8 protein-coding genes and 5 pseudogenes are annotated in these 20,749 nt (G+C 33.2%); 12 read left to right on the top strand and 1 reads right to left on the bottom strand.

The annotated features are described in order from the left end of the window. The first annotated feature begins 25 nt into the window (after positions 1–25). The 7 genes and pseudogenes from ABLV95_RS06320 to pyk all read left to right on the top strand — a co-directional run bounded on the left by ABLV95_RS06320 (position 26) and on the right by pyk (position 10,649). Entirely contained in the window at positions 26–961 is a 936-nt protein-coding gene (locus ABLV95_RS06320) for a DHH family phosphoesterase (protein ID WP_427704253.1), read from the top strand. Between the two features lie 21 nt (positions 962–982). After that, positions 983–4,186, top strand: coding sequence for a DNA polymerase III subunit alpha (locus ABLV95_RS06315; protein WP_427704255.1), 3,204 nt, complete (start codon positions 983–985; stop codon positions 4,184–4,186). A gap of 255 nt (positions 4,187–4,441) precedes the next feature. Continuing rightward, positions 4,442–5,673 (top strand): annotated as a pseudogene (locus ABLV95_RS06310) (NADP-dependent malic enzyme). 80 nt (positions 5,674–5,753) lie between these two features. Continuing rightward, a pseudogene (accD, locus tag ABLV95_RS06305) lies at positions 5,754–6,622 on the top strand (acetyl-CoA carboxylase, carboxyltransferase subunit beta). Beyond that, on the top strand, positions 6,615–7,559 hold the full coding sequence (locus tag ABLV95_RS06300; RefSeq protein WP_460876641.1) for an acetyl-CoA carboxylase carboxyltransferase subunit alpha: 945 nt from the start codon (positions 6,615–6,617) through the stop codon (positions 7,557–7,559). Before accD ends, ABLV95_RS06300 begins: the two are co-directional and overlap by 8 nt. A 339-nt stretch (positions 7,560–7,898) precedes the next feature. Next, positions 7,899–8,867: a 6-phosphofructokinase gene (pfkA, locus tag ABLV95_RS06295; protein WP_046465547.1), complete on the top strand. Its 969-nt coding sequence runs from the start codon at positions 7,899–7,901 to the stop codon at positions 8,865–8,867. Between the two features lie 20 nt (positions 8,868–8,887). Beyond that, positions 8,888–10,649: pseudogene (gene pyk / locus ABLV95_RS06290) on the top strand (pyruvate kinase). 225 nt (positions 10,650–10,874) lie between these two features. Here pyk and ABLV95_RS06285 read toward each other — a convergent pair. Next, positions 10,875–12,239, bottom strand: a complete 1,365-nt coding sequence (locus ABLV95_RS06285; RefSeq protein WP_460876639.1) for an amino acid permease — start codon at positions 12,237–12,239, stop codon at positions 10,875–10,877. Between the two features lie 356 nt (positions 12,240–12,595). Between ABLV95_RS06285 and ABLV95_RS06280 the strand changes: the two genes are divergently transcribed. The 5 genes and pseudogenes from ABLV95_RS06280 (at position 12,596) to polA (ending at position 20,749) form a co-directional block, all read left to right on the top strand. Next, positions 12,596–13,714, top strand: a complete 1,119-nt coding sequence (locus tag ABLV95_RS06280) for a citrate synthase (RefSeq protein WP_046465544.1) — start codon at positions 12,596–12,598, stop codon at positions 13,712–13,714. A 105-nt stretch (positions 13,715–13,819) separates the two neighbouring features. Then, positions 13,820–15,090: pseudogene (gene icd / locus ABLV95_RS06275) on the top strand (NADP-dependent isocitrate dehydrogenase). A 443-nt stretch (positions 15,091–15,533) separates the two neighbouring features. Beyond that, positions 15,534–16,244: a response regulator gene (locus ABLV95_RS06270; RefSeq protein WP_460876637.1), complete on the top strand. Its 711-nt coding sequence runs from the start codon at positions 15,534–15,536 to the stop codon at positions 16,242–16,244. Further along, complete coding sequence (gene pnpS / locus ABLV95_RS06265) at positions 16,244–17,938, top strand: two-component system histidine kinase PnpS (protein WP_427704258.1); 1,695 nt, start codon at positions 16,244–16,246, stop codon at positions 17,936–17,938. The genes ABLV95_RS06270 and pnpS overlap by 1 nt, the downstream gene beginning before the upstream one ends. A 179-nt stretch (positions 17,939–18,117) precedes the next feature. Further along, positions 18,118–20,749 (top strand): annotated as a pseudogene (gene polA / locus ABLV95_RS06260) (DNA polymerase I).

The raw sequence follows: 20,749 nt of genomic DNA, 5'->3' as shown, positions 1-20,749 counted from the left end.
ATAACTAATGAAAAGGAAGATATAAATGACTAAAGAATTCAATCAAATTATGAGTGAAATTAACGAAGCTGAAACAGTTATTATACATAGACATGTCAGACCTGACCCAGATGCTTATGGTTCACAGCTTGGTTTGAAACATTATTTAACATTAAAATTTCCAGATAAAAACATATATGCAGTTGGGGAATCAGAGCCTTCGTTAGATTTTATAGGAACTTTTGACGAAATTACAGATGAACAATACAAAGATGCATTAGTGATTGTTTGTGATACGGCTAATTCACCAAGGATTAGTGATGAACGCTTTAATAAAGGTCGTTCCCTAATTAAAATCGACCATCATCCCGCAGTAGATCAATATGGTGATATTAATTATGTGAATGCACAGGCTTCTTCTACAAGTGAAATTATCTTTGACTTTATTGCGCATTTTAATGACACAACTGTGATAGATGCATCTGTTGCACGTGTACTATATTTAGGGATTGTTGGTGATACAGGTCGTTTCTTATTTAATAATACGACGTCCCATACGATGGAAGTCGCAAGCCAGTTACTTAAATATCCATTTAATCATAATGAAGAGCTTAATAAAATGGGCGAAAAAGACCCAAAACTCCTACCATTCCAAGGATATGTATTACAGAACTTTGAGTTAGATGAAAATGGATTTTGTAAAATAATTATTACACAAGATGTACTTAAGCAGTTTAATATTGCGGCTAACGAAGCTTCATTATTTGTAAATGCGATTGCGGATATTCAAGGCTTGAAGATATGGGTCTTTGCTGTTGATGAAGGTTCTGAAATAAGATGTCGCATCCGCTCAAAAGGCATTGTGATTAATGATGTTGCAAGTGAATTTGGTGGCGGAGGTCATCCAAATGCTTCAGGTGTTTCTGTTGCTAACTGGAACGAATTTAATACATTAGCGGAAGCTTTAAAGAATAAGTTATAAGTATATAGGAGGTGTTTGCTGATGGTTACGCATTTAAATATTCATACAACATACGACTTATTACATTCTAGTTTGAGAATAAAAGATGTTGTTGCTAAGGCCGCTAAAGAAGGGTATACCGCGTTAGCGATTACAGACACAAATGTCTTATACGGTTATCCACAATTTTATGACGCGTGTATTGCAGCAAATATTCATCCTATATTCGGTATGACAATTTTTGTGACAGATGGATTAGAGTCAGTGGAAACGATAGTGCTAGCGCAAAATGAACAAGGACTAAAAGATATGTTTAAGCTGTCGTCTGCTATAAAAATGAAAGAAAAAACTGAAACACCTATAGAGTGGCTAAAAAAATATCTACAGCATTTTGTTGTTATTTTTAAAGATGTATCATCATCAAATGAAGCTATTGTAGCTGAATTTACCGATAATACACATGTTTATGTGAATCATACGAGTGAAGTAACATTAGAATTACCAATGGTTTGGGCACAAAGTACACGTTATCTTAATCAACAAGATGCTGATACACTGACTGCACTTGCCGCAATCAGAGATAACGATAAATTAGATTTAGTGAGTGAACAACCTGATTATAATGCACATTTATACGACAATAATGATTTAACTACACTTCATTTAAGTAAGGAAGTGTTGGATAACACAAATCAACTTGCAACAGTATGTCAGGCTGAAATGATTTATCATCAGTCTTTATTACCTAAATTTAAAACGCCAGATAATCAGCAATCAAAAGATTATTTATGGCAAATATTACAAGAAAACTTAAGCCAACTCAATTTAGATCATAGTCAATTCGAAACGTACAGAGAAAGACTTGTACATGAGTATCAAGTCATTACTCGCATGGGGTTTGAAGATTACTTTCTTATAGTAAGTGATTTAATACATTATGCAAAAACACATGATGTATTAGTAGGGCCTGGTCGTGGTTCTTCCGCAGGGTCATTGGTAAGTTATCTTTTAAACATTACTACGGTTGATCCCATACAATATAATTTACTGTTTGAGCGTTTTCTTAATCCGGAACGTGTAACAATGCCGGATATTGATATTGATTTTGAAGATACGCATAGAGATAAAGTAATTCAATATGTTCAAGAAAAGTATGGTGATAATCACGTTGCAGGTATAGTAACGTTCGGTCATTTGTTAGCTAGAGCAGTAGCTAGAGATGTTGGTAGAATTATGGGATTTGATGAGATTACTTTAAATGAAATTTCTAAATTAATACCACACAAGTTAGGTATAACTTTGGATCAAGCATATGAACAAAATGATTTTAAACAGTTTGTGCACCGAAATCATAGGCATGAACGATGGTTTGAAATTAGTAAAAAATTAGAAGGTTTACCTCGTCATACTTCAACACATGCCGCAGGTATCATTATTAATGATCATCCATTATATGAATATGCACCGTTGACGTTAGGTGATACTGGATTATTAACGCAGTGGACGATGACAGAAGCAGAGAGAATAGGCTTGCTGAAGATTGACTTCTTAGGGTTACGGAATTTATCCATTATTCATCAAATTGTGAAACAAGTAAAAAAAGATATGAATACACATATTGATATAGAGCAAATACCTTTTGATGATAGCAAAGTCTTTCAATTATTGTCACAAGGTGATACTACAGGTATTTTTCAACTAGAATCAGATGGTATTAGAAATGTATTGAAAAAATTACAACCTGAACATTTTGAAGATATTGTAGCCGTAACGTCTTTATACAGACCAGGTCCTATGGAAGAAATACCTACCTATATTACGAGAAGGCATAATCCATCGAAGGTGCAATATTTGCATAGTGATTTACAGCCGATATTAAGTAACACTTATGGCGTTATCATTTATCAAGAACAAATCATGCAAATTGCCAGTAAGTTCGCAAACTTTAGTTATGGAGAAGCGGATATTTTAAGACGTGCGATGAGTAAAAAGAACCGTGCTGTATTAGAAAGTGAACGTCAACACTTTGTGGATGGTGCTTTAAATAATGGCTATGATGAAAATTTAAGTAAGCAAATATTTGATTTGATTCTAAAATTTGCAGACTATGGCTTTGCACGTGCCCATGCTGTAAGCTATTCTAAAATTGCTTATATTATGAGCTATTTAAAAGTATATTATCCTAACTATTTTTACGCTAATATTTTGAGCAATACTATTGGAAGCGAGAAAAAGACAGCACAAATTATTGATGAAGCAAAGCATCAATCAATCAATATTTTAACGCCGAATATAAATCAAAGTCATTGGTTCTATAAAGCAACTAAACAGGGTATATACTTGTCAATCGGTGCGATTAAAGGTGTAGGTTATCAAAGCGTTAAGTTAATTGTTGACGAACGCATAACGCATGGTCATTTCAAAGACTTTTTTGATTTCACAAGACGCATTCCTAAAAGGATTAAATCTAGAAAATTACTTGAAGCGCTCATATTAGTAGGCGCTTTCGATACCTTTGGTAAGAATCGTGCTACGCTACTACAGTCAATTGATCAAGTACTTGATAGTTCATCTGATATTGAACAAGACGGTTTTATATTTGATGTATTAACGCCTAAAGCGACATATGAAGACAAAGAGGAATTGCCAGATAAAGTATTAAGTGATTATGAAAAAGAATATTTAGGCTTTTATGTTTCAACACATCCTGTCGAAAAAGCCTTTGAACAAAAGCAATATCTTGGTATATATAAACTCACTAATGCACGAGATAATCAACCGATTTTTGTTCAAATTGATAATATTAAACGTATACGTACAAAAAACGGTCAGAATATGGCTTTTGTAACATTAAATGACGGAATTAATAGTTTGGATGGCGTTGTTTTTCCAGATGCATTCAAAAAATATGAAACAGATTTGAAAACGGATGAGACATTTATCCTAAAAGGTAAGTTTGAAAATAGGAATAATAAGAAGCAACTTATTATTAATCAAATAGAGACGATTGATGCATTCGAAGTGAGTACATTTGAACATGCGAAACAAATTGTGATTAGAAACCTTAGCGATGAAACAGAAGTAAAGCAATTTTTAACACAAACAGAGCACAGCAATTATATTCCAGTTAAGTATTTTCAAGAAGCGCAAAATAAGTTCAAAATCATAGGTTATATCACACGAGATAACGACGTATTAAATACATTTATACAACGATTTTCGCCTTGGGATATAAGAATTATTTAACTTTAATAGCGCTATGAACTATGGTATAGTAAACTGATGGTTAAGCATAAACTTGCCGTCAGTTTTAATTTTAACTAAATTAAAGATAAGAATTATTTAATGTCAAATCAATCTATATATTTTTATTACAAATATTAACTGTACGGGTGAATTCGACATCTTGTTAGCAATATCATTTGTAATTTAAGTTAGATTGTAATAAAAATATATATGAACTGATTTTTATACTAGTTGAATGTAAAGGGGTAGATTTACATGACATTGAGAGACGAAGCATTAGAAATGCATAGACGAAATCAAGGAAAATTGGAAGTAACGCCTAAGGTTCAAGTTACCAATAAGGAAGAATTAAGTTTAGCTTATTCACCAGGTGTCGCAGAGCCTTGTAAAGAGATACATGAAGATTCTAGAAAAGTTTTTGAGTATACCATGAAAGGCAATACTGTTGCTGTTGTAACAGATGGCACAGCTGTTTTAGGATTAGGCAATATTGGTGCAGAAGCGAGTATCCCAGTAATGGAAGGGAAAGCAGTACTATTTAAAAGCTTTTCTGGTATCGATGGTGTACCTATTGCATTAAACACTACAGATACAGATGATATAGTAAACACTGTGAAATTATTAGAACCGAATTATGGTGGCATAAACTTAGAAGATATTTCGGCACCGCGTTGTTTTGAAATTGAAGAACGTTTAAAAAAAGAAACTAAAATACCAGTATTTCACGATGATCAACATGGTACAGCAATTGTAACAGTAGCCGGTATGATTAATGCCTTAAGAATAGTGGATAAAGATTTATCAGACATTAAGGTCGTTCTCAATGGTGTCGAGCAGCTGGTATGGCTATCGTTAAATTATTATATTCTTATGGTGTTCGAGATATGATTATGTGTGATTCTAAAGGTGCTATTTTTGAAGGACGCGCTTTTGGTATGAATGATACAAAAGCATACGTAGCTAAATGGACTAATAGAGAAAAAATTGAGGGCAGCTTAAATGATGTCATCAGAGATGCTGACGTATTTATAGGTGTTTCTGTTGCAGATTTATTAACAAAAGAAATGGTTGAATCTATGGCCGATGATCCAATTATCTTTGCTATGGCAAACCCTAACCCAGAAATTCAGCCAGATGTTGCAAAGGCAACAGGTGCAAAAGTAATTGGTACAGGTCGTTCAGATTTTCCAAATCAAATTAATAATGTCTTAGCATTTCCAGGTATATTCAGAGGTGCTTTAGATGTAGAAGCAACACAAATTAATGAAGCAATGAAGCAGGCTGCGGTTGAAGCGATTGCGAATTTAATTAATCCAGAAGAATTGAATCCTGATTATTGTATTCCTGGTCCGTTTGATAAGCGAGTAGCACCGTCAGTTGCTAGAGAAGTTGCAAAAGCAACGATGGAGTCCGGCGTTGCTAGAAATGATATGGATCCAGAGGAAATATATGAAAAGACAATGAAATTAACAGATTTAGATAAATAATATTCGTTAATACTAAACTCAATACGTAACTTACAGTTAAGTGTAGAGACAGATTGCGATATTTATGTGGAGGTTTACCAATGTTTAAAGATTTTTTCAATAGAAGTAGTAAAAAGAAAAAGTACGTAACCGTATCGGATTCAAAACAAAGCGATGTTCCAACAGGTATTATGACGAAATGTCCTAAATGTAAAAAAATTATGTATACGAAAGAATTAGCTGAAAACTTAAACGTTTGTTTTAACTGTGATCATCATATTGCACTTACAGCTTATAAACGTATTGAAGCTATTTCTGACGAAGGCACATTTAAAGAATTTGATAGAGGCATGACTTCGGCAAATCCATTGGACTTCCCAAGTTACGAAGAAAAAATCCAAAAAGATCGACAAAAAACTGATCTAAACGAAGCAGTAGTAACTGGAACTGCAAATTTAGAAGGTATAAGTTATGGTGTTGCTGTTATGGATGCTAGATTCAGAATGGGCAAGCATGGGTTCTGTAGTAGGCGAGAAAATTTGTAGAATTATAGAGCACTGTATTGAAAACCGTTTGCCATTTATTTTATTTTCAGCAAGTGGCGGAGCTAGAATGCAAGAAGGTATTATTTCGTTAATGCAAATGGGTAAAACAAGTGTGACACTGAAGAAACATGCGGACGCTCGGGTTATTGTATATTTCTTACATTACTAATCCAACTACAGGTGGTGTTTCTGCAAGTTTTGCTTCTGTAGGTGATATCAATCTTAGTGAACCTAAAGCGTTAATTGGATTTGCAGGGAGACGTGTCATCGAACAAACAATTAATGAAAAATTACCAGAGGATTTCCAAACTGCAGAATTTCTATTAGAACATGGTCAATTAGATAAAGTAGTACATAGAAAAGAAATGAAAACAACGTTATCTAGTATCCTAAAAATGCACCAAGAGGTGAAAACAAATGCTTGATTTTGAAAAGCCGCTTTTTGAAATAAAAAATAAAATTGAATCATTAAAAGAATCTCAAGAAAAGAATGATGTAGATCTGCAAGAAGAAATTGATATGCTTGAAGCTTCTTTAGAGAGAGAGACTGAAAAGGTATATACAAACCTTAAACCTTGGGATCGTGTGCAATTAGCACGTTTACAAGAAAGACCTACATCTTTAGATTACATACCTTATATATTCGACTCATTCATGGAACTCCATGGTGATAGAAATTACAGAGATGATCCTGCAATGATTGGTGGCATTGGTTATTTGAATGGCCAAGCAGTTACTGTAGTTGGACAACAACGTGGTAAAGATACCAAAGATAATATTTATCGTAATTTTGGGATGGCACATCCAGAAGGTTATAGAAAAGCAATTAGATTGATGAAACAAGCAGAAAAATTCAATCGACCTATTATTACTTTTATTGATACTAAAGGTGCTTATCCAGGTAAAGCAACAGAAGAACGTGGACAAAGTGAATCTATTGCTAGAAACTTAGTCGAAATGGTCGCGTTAACAGTACCAGTCATTTCTATTGTGATTGGTGAAGGCGGTAGTGGCGGAGCTTTAGGTTTAGGTATTACAAATCGTATATTGATGCTTGAAAATAGTACGTATTCAGTTATTTCACCTGAAGGTGCCTCTGCACTGTTATGGAAAGACAGCAATCTTGCAAAAATTGTCGCAGAAACAATGAAGATTACTGCTGAAGATTTACGTGAACTCAATATAGCTGATGATGTAATTAAAGAACCATTAGGTGGTGCGCATCATGATGTTGAAATTCAAGCACAAAATATCAAAAAAGGGTTTGAATATTATTTAGCAGAATTAAGTCAGCTAAGTAAACAACAACTTGTTGATGACCGATATGCTAAATTTAGAAATATTGGAACATACCACGAATAATAATAAATATACTAAGATTAGCTGTACAGAAATTTATGACGATAGATTTCTGTACAGCTATTTTTTATAGTTGTACAGAAGGAGATTGAGTAAATGCAAACCCTTAACTTATTTAAAAAATAAATACATTGTTTAAGAAATATAATTTAAAGGTAAATATAAAAGAGTGCTCATTTCATTTTTGCCGAAAAATTATAGTAAACGCTTACTAGTTATAATTTAATAGCTTAGATTACTTTAAAACGTTTACATTCGGCACAAAGCCTTATTTTAATGGCACCATTGTATTATTTATGGTATTTTTAGAATAAGAAATACATGTTAGAAAGGTTTGTCGTCATGAAAAAAATTGCAGTGTTGACAAGTGGTGGAGATTCTCCAGGCATGAACGCAGCTGTAAGAGCTGTAGTTAGAAAAGCGATTTTTAATAACATTGAAGTCTATGGTGTTTACCAAGGCTATCAAGGTTTATTAAACGATGATATCGAAAAGCTTGAACTCGGTTCTGTAGGGGATACAATTCAACGCGGAGGCACTTTTTTATATTCAGCAAGGTGTCCTGAATTTAAAGAAGTAGAAGTGCGTAAGAAAGGCATAGAAAACTTACGTAAAAGAGGCATCGAAGGCCTTGTAGTTATCGGTGGAGACGGTAGTTATAGAGGCGCGCAACGTATAAGTGAAGAATGTGAAGAAATCCAGACAATTGGAATACCTGGTACGATTGATAATGATATTAATGGTTCAGATTTTACAATTGGATTTGATACAGCATTAAACACTATTATTGATTGCGTTGATAAAATCCGCGATACAGCATCGAGTCATGCTAGAACCTTTATTATAGAAGTTATGGGACGTGATTGTGGAGATTTAGCATTATGGGCAGGTATGTCTGTAGGTGCAGAAACAATTATTGTTCCAGAGGTAGAAACAGACATTAAAGATGTAGCTGAAAAAATCGATAATGGTATTAAAAGAGGTAAAAAACATTCAATCGTCATGGTTGCAGAAGGTTGTATGTCTGGAGAGGCTTGCGCACAAGAGTTAACTAAGTATATTAATGTTGATGCGCGTGTTTCTGTATTAGGTCATATCCAACGTGGTGGTAGCCCAAGTGGAGCAGATCGTGTGTTAGCGTCACGTTTAGGTGGTCATGCAGTAGATTTATTATTACAAGGGAAAACTGCTATCGGTGTAGGCATTCGTAATAATGAATTAACTGACACACCATTCGAAGAAATATTTAGATCAGATCAACATGAGTTTGATTTTGAAACTTATGAATTAACAAATGAATTATCTATATAAAATACTTGGAGGCATTATTAATGAGAAAAACTAAAATTGTTTGTACTATTGGACCAGCTGTCAGAATCGGAAGAAATGCTTGAGAAATTAATGAAAGCCGGAATGAACGTTGCACGTTTAAACTTTTCACATGGTGATCATGCAGAACATAAAGCAAGAATTGATTCAATTCGCAAAGTATCTAAAAAATTAGGTAAAACTGTTGCAATCTTACTTGATACTAAAGGCCCTGAAATTCGTACACATAGTATGAAAAATGGCAAAATAGAACTTGAAAAAGATACTGAAGTCATTGTAAGCATGACAGAAGTAGAAGGTACACCTGAAAAATTCTCAGTAACTTATGATAATTTAATCAATGATGTAGAAGAAGGTTCATATATTTTATTAGATGATGGCTTAATTGAATTACAAGTTAAAAGTATCGACAAAGACAACGGCGAAGTTGTTTGTGATGTACTAAACACTGGCGAATTAAGCAACAAAAAAGGTGTTAACTTACCTGGCGTTAAAGTAAGTTTACCTGGTATCACTGATAAAGATGCTGAAGATATTAATTTCGGTATTAGCGAAGGCGTTGATTTTATCGCAACTAGTTTCGTACGTCGTCCAAGTGATGTACTAGATATCCGTAAATTACTAGAAGCACAAAAAAATACAACAATCAGTATTATACCTAAAATTGAAAACCAAGAAGGTATCGATAATATCAAAGGTATTCTTGAAGTTTCAGATGGTTTAATGGTTGCACGTGGTGATATGGGTGTTGAAATCCCACCAGAATCAGTACCTATGGTGCAAAAAGATTTAATTAGACAATGTAATAAATTAGGCAAACCTGTTATCACTGCGACTCAAATGCTTGATTCTATGCAAAGAAACCCACGTGCTACACGTGCCGAAGCAAGTGATGTTGCCAACGCAATTTATGATGGTACTGATGCAGTTATGCTTTCTGGTGAAACAGTCGCTGGACTTTATCCTGAAGAAGCAGTTAAAACAATGCGTAATATTGCAGTTTCTGCTGAAGGTGCACAAGATTATAAAAAATTATTATCAGACCGTACTAAATTAGTAGAAACTTCACTTGTTAATGCAATTGGTGTTTCAGTTGCACATACAGCATTAAACTTAAATGTAAAAGCAATTGTTGTCGCTACAGAAAGTGGTTCTACTGCACGTACGATTTCTAAATATCGTCCACAATCAGACATTATCGCAGTAACACCTAATCCAGAAACTGCACGCCAATGTGCGCTAGTATGGGGAATTCACCCAGTAATCAAAGAAGGACGTAAAACTACAGATGCATTATTAAATAATGCTGTAGCTACTGCAGTTGAAACAGAAAAAGTTCAAAATGGTGATTTAATTATTATCACTGCCGGCGTTCCAACAGGTGAAAAAGGTACTACTAACATGATGAAATTACATTTAGTAGGCGATGAACTTGCAAAAGGACAAGGTATTGGTAGAAATTCAGTTGTTGGCCAAACACTTGTTGTTAATAATGCAAGTGAGTTAGAAGGTAAAGATTTATCTGAAACTATTATTGTAACGTCTTCAGTAGACGAAACGCTTGTACCTTATATTGAAAATGCAATTGGTTTAATCACAGAAGAAAACGGCATCACTTCACCAAGTGCGATTATTGGTTTAGAAAAAGGTATTCCTACAGTTGTTGGTGTTGAAAACGCAACTAAAGAAATACAAAATGATGTTTTAGTTACTATTGATGCAAATCAAGGTAAAATCTTCGAAGGTTATGCTAACGTTCTATAATAAATTTACGAATATAAACAAATAGGCGGTTGTAAATTCCTATTTGAAATAATAGAAGACATTGAGAGTTAATTGAATTTTAAATTCAGTTAACTCTCTTTTTAATTTTCACTCAATCTTATATAAAATCACTAAGATTACTATTTTTAATCATAATAAAAACTATCCATACACATTGGTTCGCGAACAATGTGTATAGATAGCTTATTTTGAAAATATCTTCTTTTATTTATCTTGTGTACGTGCTACTTTTTTATATCTTAAGTACATTAAACTTAAGGCAACGAACCATATTGGTGTTAAAAATACTGCTGTTCTTGTAACCTCACTTACGAATAATAGACAAAATACTAAGAAGAAAAATATTAAGATGATATAACCCATATATTTACCGCCAAGTAATTTAAAATTAGCCTGTTTGTGAGCTTCTGGGTTACGTTTAGTATAATTGATATAAGCAACGGTGATTAACGCCCAAACGGCTAAAAACAACACTGTAGATACAGTTGTGATATAAGTGAAGACGAGTGTCGCATTCGGTACAATATAATTTAATAAAGCTGCGATCATCAGTAAAGCGCATGAGACAAATATTGCAATGTGCGGTACACCATTTTTATTCGTTGATGCAAAATAAGGTGGTGCTTGTTTTTGATTAGAAAGACCAAAGAGCATACGACTGTTAGAAAAAATACCACTGTTACAAGAAGATGCCGCCGCAGTTAGTACAACGAAATTAATAATGCCTGCTGCAAATGGAATACCGATTAGAGCGAACAATCTAACAAATGGACTATCGTCAGGATTTATAGCATTCCATGGGATGATTGACATAATCACAGCTAACGCGCCTACATAAAAAACTAATATACGTAAAGGCACACTATTAATTGCTTTCGGTAAGGTCTTAGTTGGATCTTTAGTTTCACCCGCAGTCACACCTATTAATTCGATACCCACAAATGAGAATACAGCCATTTGGAATGACATTAAAAATCCATTAACACCTTTAGGGAATATACCATTAGTGTATAAATTAGATAATGAAGCATGTCCAAATTGTGTGTCATAGGCCATAATAATCATAATTGCACCAACAACAATCAAAGCGAGAATCGTTACAATTTTTATGATTGCAAACCAAAATTCTAATTCCCCAAATAATTTAGCACTTAATAAATTAAGTGACATAAGTACAAGTACACAGAACAAAGCACTGATCCAATTTGGAATGTGAGGAAACCAAAAACTTACATATTTAGCTACTGCAGTTACCTCAGCCATACCAGTAATAATCCAACATAACCAATAAGTCCAACCAGTTACAAAACCTGCAAATGAACCAATGTATTGATTCGTGACATCGGCAAAAGACTTGAAATTAGTATTTGTAACAAGCATTTCTCCTAAGCCACGCATAAACATAAATAGCATAAACCCAATGATAATATATGTAAGTAAAATAGAAGGGCCAGTTAACGCGATAGTTTGACCAACTCCTAAAAATAGACCTGTACCAATTGCGCCACCAATTGCAATCAACTGGATGTGCCGATTACTTAGTTCTCTCTGTAATTCATTGTTTGACATAATCTACTACTCCTTCATTTTGTCGTTTTATTATTATGCAACTGTCTTTAAAATATTACAACTGTTTTTTAACTGAATCATAAAAAAAGTTAAGGATAAAACTACATTAATAATTAGTTATTAATAATGATAACCAAATGAAAAGTAATAAAAATTGAACTGTAAGGCTTTCCATACTAAAATGAGATTATAACACCGTTTCATATCATGACGTGTTTAAGGGTATATAAACAAATACTTATTTCTTAGTGTTTTGGCAAGAGGATTAAACTTTAAATATTCACAAAAGGGACGAAATTGGATATAATGGTTAATGAAAGCCATTTCATAACGAAATAGAAAAGGGGAATTTATATATGGCAGAGTTACAAAAAGGTTTAGAAGGGGTAATTGCATCTCAAACTAAAGTAAGTTCTATCATTGATAGTCAATTAACATATGCAGGTTATGATATTGATGATTTAGCTCAAAATGCTGAGTTTGAAGAAGTTGTCTTCTTATTATGGCACTACCGATTACCTAATGAAGAAGAATTAAAAGAATTAAAAGAAAAGCTTTTTGAACACATGACACTAAATCCTAGAGTGTATAATCACTTTAAAGAGTACGCTACTAGTAATGTGCATCCAATGACAGCGTTAAGAACTTCTGTGTCTTATATTGCCCATTTTGATGAACATGCTGAAACTGAAAGCGATGAACAAACAATGGAACGTGCAATACGTATTCAAGCTAAAATAGCTTCTCTTGTTACAGCATATGCAAGAGTTAGAGAAGGTAAAGAGGTTGTAAAACCAAATAGTGATTTAAATTATGCAGGAAACTTCTTATATATGTTAAGAGGGGAACTACCTACAGATATCGAAGTTGAAGCGTTTAACAAAGCGCTTGTATTACATGCTGACCATGAGTTGAATGCCTCAACATTTACAGCAAGATGTGCTGTTTCATCATTATCAGATATGTATTCAGGCATTGTTGCCGCAGTTGGTTCATTAAAAGGCCCACTTCACGGTGGCGCAAATGAACGTGTCATGAGCATGCTAGCTGAAGTGAAATCAATTGATGAAGTTGATAATTACATCGATAAAAAAATTGAAAATAAAGAAAAAATTATGGGCTTCGGACACCGTGTATATAAAGATGGTGATCCAAGAGCGAAATACTTAAAAGAAATGAGTAGAAAAATCACAGCAGAAACAGGTCAAAGTCAATTATTTGATATTTCCGTTAAAATTGCTGATAAGATGAAAGAAGAAAAAGGCTTAATAGCCAATGTGGATTTCTTTAGTGCGACAGTTTATCATAGTATGAACATTGAGCATGATTTATTCACTCCAATTTTTGCGGTAAGTAGAACTTCTGGTTGGATTGCACATATCTTAGAACAATATAGAGATAACCGAATTATGCGTCCAAGAGCTGAGTATATTGGTGAAACAGATAGAAAATATGAACCAATAGAAAAAAGATAATAAGTTTAATCATTTTCATTACAGTTTTTATTGTAATAATGAATGTATAAACAATATTTTTGAAAAGTATTTAATCAATAAAACAAAACACGGAGGTTTTTTTACATGTCAGGAGAAAAAATAGTAAAATCACAAGAAGGTTTAACAGTTCCAAATAATCCAATCATCCCATTTATTATCGGTGATGGTATTGGACCAGATATCTGGAATGCGGCAAGCAGAGTAATCGATGCAACTGTTGAAGAAGCTTATAACGGTGAAAAGAAAATCGAATGGAAAGAAGTATTAGCTGGACAAAAAGCTTACGATGAAACTGGCGAATGGTTACCTAAAGAAACACTTGATACAATTAATGAATATCTAATTGCTATTAAAGGTCCTTTAACAACACCAATTGGCGGCGGTATCCGCTCACTTAACGTTGCTTTACGTCAAGAATTAGATTTATTTACATGTTTACGCCCAGTACGTTGGTTCCAAGGCGTTCCTTCACCAGTTAAACGTCCTGAAGACACTGATATGGTTATTTTCCGTGAAAATACTGAAGACATTTATGCCGGTATTGAATTCCAAGAAGGTACTCCTGAAGTTAAGAAATTAATTGAATTCTTACAAAATGAAATGGGCGCTAAAAATATTAGATTCCCAGAAACATCAGGTATTGGTGTGAAACCAGTTTCTAAAGAAGGTACAGAACGTTTAGTACGTGCTTCTATACAATACGCTTTAGAAAATAATCGTAAATCATTAACTTTAGTGCATAAAGGTAATATCATGAAATTTACTGAAGGTGCATTTAAACAATGGGGTTATGATTTAGCACATAACGAATTTGGTGATAAAGTATTTACTTGGCAAGCAATATGATGAAATTGTTGAAAAAGAAGGTAAAGACAAAGCAAACGAAGCGCAAGAAAAAGCAGAAAAAGAAGGCAAAATTATCGTTAAAGATTCAATTGCTGACATTTTCTTACAACAAATCTTAACACGTCCATCAGATCATGATGTAGTGGCTACAATGAACTTAAATGGTGACTATGTATCTGATGCATTAGCAAGCACAAGTTGGTGGTATTGGTATTGCACCTGGTGCAAACATTAACTATGAAACTGGACATGCTATTTTTGAAGCTACACATGGTACAGCTCCAAAATACGCTGGACAAAACAAAGTTAACCCATCATCTGAAATTTTAAGTGCAACACTAATGTTAGAACACTTAGGTTGGCAAGAAGCTGCAGATAAGATTACTGAATCAATTGAAAAAACAATTGCTTCTAAAGTAGTAACTTACGACTTTGCCCGTTTAATGGATGGTGCTAAAGAAGTATCTACTTCTGACTTTGCAGATGAACTTATTAAAAACATCAAATAATATAAATTCGTATTGATTTTAAAGTTACCAACAATATCTTAGGATTTTGTTGGTATTTTTTTGTTTTCACGATTTAGTAAAAATGCACCACAAAGAGTATTTAATTCATATAGTTTTAAATGTAAATTGTAAATTTAAGGATAGTATTTAATGTAAATTAACACGGAGGATTTCAGGGAACTGCATATTTTCAGTGATATAAGTGTTCATCTTGTTAATTAAATGTTAAGATTTTGTTAACGTATAATTTCAGGAAAATTCAGTAAAACAAAATCAACAGCACAACAGATTGTTAACAGTACAATTACATTAAATTCATGAATACTTAATTTGTTTCTATAATATAGGCATTGTAAAGTTTATGTGAAAAGAATTTAAAGTATGTTATTTTTATTTAAATATAAGTTATAATTAATTTGTAAACACAAATATGGAGGTATACTATGTCACAAAAAGTACTTGTAGTAGATGATGAGCAATCAATCGTAACCTTATTAAAATATAATTTAGAGCAAGTCGGATATATAGTGGATGTAGCTTATGATGGAGAAGAAGCACTGGAGAAGGTTAATGCTACAAACCCCGAATTAGTTGTGTTAGATGTCATGCTTCCCAAAAAGGATGGAATAGAAGTGTGTAAAACGATCCGTTCTGATAAAAATCTTGTACCCATCTTAATGCTGACAGCTAAAGATGATGAATTTGATCGTGTACTTGGACTAGAACTTGGCGCAGACGATTATATGACTAAACCATTTTCACCAAGAGAAGTCGTAGCAAGAGTCAAAGCTATTTTAAGAAGATCTGCCATGGTTACAGAAGCAGCTCAAATTGAAAATGATGAAGATGACATACTTATTGGTGCAATCAGAATTAGACCAGAATATTTTGAAGTGTATAGAGAAGATGAACTATTAGAATTAACACCAAAAGAATTTGAACTGTTATTATATCTTATCGAAAGACAGGGTAGAGTAATCACACGTGAACATATGTTAAATTCAGTTTGGAATTATGAATTTGCGGGTGACTCTAGAATTGTGGATGTACATATTAGTCATTTAAGAGATAAATTAGAAGAAAACCCAAAACAACCTAAACTTATCAAAACAGTACGAGGTTTAGGATATAAATTGGAGAGACCTAAGGTTTAATGCTGAAGTTTCATCACCGCCTCTTATTTTTATTATGTACCATCGTTATCATTAGTTTTATTATGCTAGGCGCAATCATAACACATGTTATTTATAACACGGTTACTACGGGTCAAGAAGGCGACCTAGAGCATCGTTCGGAGCATTTCGTTAGTTTGTACAACCATGATAAAATAGCTGAAATCAAAGATATTGCTGAAAGTGAGAAACTTACTGTAGTCATTGAAAAAGGTAACGATGTCTTGTTGTCCACAAAACAAGGTACTGAGTTAAATGAAGATATAAGAAATGAAGCTATTCCTTCGAAACTAATTTATGATAAAGTAGCCGATGATCGAAGATATACATTTAAAACTTCAATCAAAGATCAAGACGTTTTGATTAGTGGTGTAAATAATGAAATCTTAGAATTGCAAATTGAAATATGGAAATACACTGCTTTAATTGGTTTGATTGTTTTAGTGATTATTTTCTTTGTAGTTCGAAGTATCAATAGAACATATATTAGACCTATTAATGAAGTAACTTATGCCACGAACCTTTTAGCTGAAGGTTATTATCACGTGAGGGTACCTGAAAGTAACGTTAAAGAGACGAGAGAGTTGTTCGTTACTACAAATGAATTAGCTAGACGTTTACAACGTTTAAACCATAAGCAAAAACTACAATCCAATAGACTAAAAACAACTGTAGAAAGTATTCCAAGTTCCATATTAATGATTGATAAATATGGTGAAATTGTTGTAGCAAATAAAGCATATTATGAGTTGTTTACGCCTGAAGAAGCAGTAGAACATAAAAGTTATGTTGAGTTTATCGATGTTAAAATTCAAAAACTTATTGCTGATGCTTTTAAAGTAGAAAAACCTATTTATGATCAAGTGGAATTAACCATAGATCAAGTGCATCAAAAATATTTTGATACTGCTTGTGTGCCAATTTTGTCAAAAACAAAGAAAAATTTATATGGCATGGTTATTGTTATGCATGATATCACGAACCTTAAAAAGCTTGAAAATTTGCGTCGTGAATTTGTAGCGAATGTATCACATGAACTAAAAACACCTATTACTTCAATAAAAGGATTTGCTGAGACATTATTAGATGGGGCGAAAAATGATGAACAGGCATTAAATGACTTTTTACAAATCATTTCTAAAGAATCTGATCGCATAGAAACCTTAGTTTTTGATTTACTAGATTTATCTCATGTCGAACAACAATCTGAAATAGAAACAGAATATATCAGTTTGTCTGACATTGCTGAGTTAACGATAAAAAATATGCAGACGATTGCTGAAAGTAAAGATATAACCATTTTAAATGAAGTGACGCCTGATATTGTCATTGATGCAAATAAGGATAAAGTTTCACAAGTTGTTATCAATTTGTTATCAAATGCAATTAGTTATTCTAAGGAATCGGATGAAGTCATTGTACGTGTATATAAAGAAGGTAATAAACGTATACTAGAAGTAGAAGATTTTGGTATGGGGATCAGTGAAGAAGATCAAAAACATATTTTTGAACGCTTCTATAGAGTAGATAAAGCACGTAGTAGAGATTCAGGTGGTACGGGCTTAGGACTATCGATTACAAAACATATTATGGAAGCCCATAATGGTAGAATTAACGTCATTAGTAGTCCAAATGAAGGCTCGACGTTTAGAATTACATTTTTTGAAACAGAGTAAGTATACTTTAAATGAACAATTGTTGTATAATATCAAATTGATAGTCGATCTAATTAACTTAATGTTGTTAGGTCGACTTTTTATATTGCTATGAAAATCAGAAGATATGTCGTATCAATACGGATAGGGTCATAATTTATGATAAAATGGATAGTAAATATGTGTTGGAGGTTAAAACATTGAATAAATTAATCTTAGTTGATGGTAACAGTCTTAGCTTTAGAGCTTTTTACGCTTTGCCATTGTTACAAAATAAAGCAGGTATTCATACCAATGCCGTGTACGGTTTTGCAATGTTGCTTGAAAAAATTATAAAAGAAGAACAGCCTACACATTTCTTAGTTGCATTCGATGCTCGGAAAGACAACGTTCAGACACTCACAATATAGTGAATATAAAGGTGGACGTCAAAAAACACCACCTGAATTAAGTGAACAATTTCCTTATATCAGACAATTATTAGATGCTTATCAAATTAAGCGCTATGAGTTAGACAATTATGAAGCGGATGATATTATCGGTACGCTGAGTAAACAAGCAAATGAAGAAAAATTCCAAACGATTATCGTAACTGGTGACCGAGATTTAACACAACTTGCTACAGATGACGTGACAATCTATTATACTAAAAAAGGTGTAACAGACGTTGATCATTACACGCCGGAATTTATAGCCGAAAAATATGATGGTTTGGTTCCAGAACAAATTATTGATATGAAAGGCTTAATGGGTGATGCTTCGGACAATATTCCAGGTGTTGCAGGTGTTGGCGAGAAAACAGCAATTAAATTATTGAAGCAATTTTCAAATGTTGAAAATGTCTATGAACACCTAGATGAAGTGTCAGGTAAGAAATTAAAAGAGAAACTTGAAAATAGTAAAGATGATGCTTTAATGAGTAAGGAACTTGCGACAATTAATTGTGAAAGTCCAATTGAAGTATCCTTAAACGAGACTAAGTTACAAGAAAATCCAGATACAAATGATAAAATTGAATTATTTAAAAAATTGGAGTTCAAACAATTGTTGGACCAAATAGATGTTGATGGTAGTAGCTCAAGTGTTGAAGAAATGGAAATCAATACAGTGAGTGATTTTGCACAGGTTGATTTTAACAACTTGACTGCTGCGACTATACATTTTGAGTTAGATGGTTCTAATTATTTAAAAGATGACATATTAAAATTTGCTTTATATGATGGCACACACCATGTTGTTATTGATGCACATAAGATGCATGATTATCCAGAACTTATTGCATGGTTAGAAGATAGTACTACAGAAAAGAATGTATATGATGCTAAAAAATCATATGTCGTCGCACATAGATTAGATATCGCGATTAAGCACATTGTGTTTGATGTGATGTTAGCAAGTTATATTATTGATCCATCCCGTACAATAGATGACGTCAATTCAGTTGTTACGAATTATGGTCAGTATTACGTACAACAAACCATCGCTATTTATGGTAAAGGCAAAAAAAGACAGTTGCCTGAAGATGAAGTTCTGAATCATCATGTAGCAACTATTATAGAAGCAATTAGTGCGACTAAACCTAAAATGGCAGAACAACTAGATGAATATAACCAAACAGATTTACTATATGATTTAGAGTTACCATTGGCACGCATTTTAAGTGAAATGGAAGAAACAGGTATTTATACAGTTGCTGATGATTTAAAAGAAATGGAAAAAGAGATTCAAAGTAAATTAGATGTGTTAATAAAAAATATACATGAAGCTGCAGGAGAGCCGTTTAATATCAATTCACCAAAACAGTTAGGTGTTGTATTATTTGAAACATTAGAGTTACCTGTAATTAAAAAAACGAAGACTGGTTATTCCACAGCAGTAGATGTGTTAGAACAATTACAAGGTGAACATCCAATTATTGAACATATCCTTGAATATAGACAACTTGCTAAATTACAATCTACGTATGTAGAAGGATTACAAAAAGTAATTGCTGAGGATAATCGTATTCATACACGTTTTAACCAAACGCTAGCACAAACTGGTAGATTGTCATCTATTGATCCTAACCTACAAAATATACCTGTTCGTTTAGAAGAGGGTAGAAAAATTAGAAAAGCGTTTAAATCTACAGATGAAAATAATGTCATATTTGCAGCCGATTACTCGCAAATTGAATTAAGGGTATTGGCGCACATCACGCAAGATGAAAGTATGAAACAAGCATTTATTAATGATGAAGACATTCACACAGCTACAGCTATGAAAGTATTCAATGTGCAACCAGATGAAGTTGATGGCACGATGCGTAGACAAGCGAAGGCAGTGAATTTCGGAATTGTTTATGGTATAAGTGATTATGGTCTAAGCCAAAGTTTAGGCATAACAAGAAAACAAGCCAAACAATTTATTGATGATTATTTAGATAGTTTCCCTGGTGTTAAACAATATATGGAAGATATTGTTAAAGACTGTAAAGCTCAGGGCTATGTTGAAACATTATTACATCGTCGTAGATATATACCTGATATCACAAGTAGAAACTTTAATTTAAGAGGTTTTGCAGAAAGAACCGCAATGAATACACCAATTCAAGGTACAGCTGCAGATATTATTAAATTAGCCATGGTTAATTTTGCAAATGAAGTTAAAGATACGGATTTCCATGCGCAACTTTTATTACAAGTGCATGATGAATTGATTTTTGAAGTACCTAAAGAAGAAGTAGAAGCATTTGAAAAATTTATTGAAAAGATTATGGACAATGCGATAGAGTTAGATGTACCATTAAAAGTTGAATCTAGCTATGGTCAAACATGGTACGATGCAAAATAG

This window comes from Staphylococcus sp. Mo2-1 (genome assembly GCF_046721385.1).
Classification (GTDB): domain Bacteria; phylum Bacillota; class Bacilli; order Staphylococcales; family Staphylococcaceae; genus Staphylococcus; species Staphylococcus equorum_A.
This window is presented reverse-complemented; position numbering and strand designations above follow the sequence as displayed.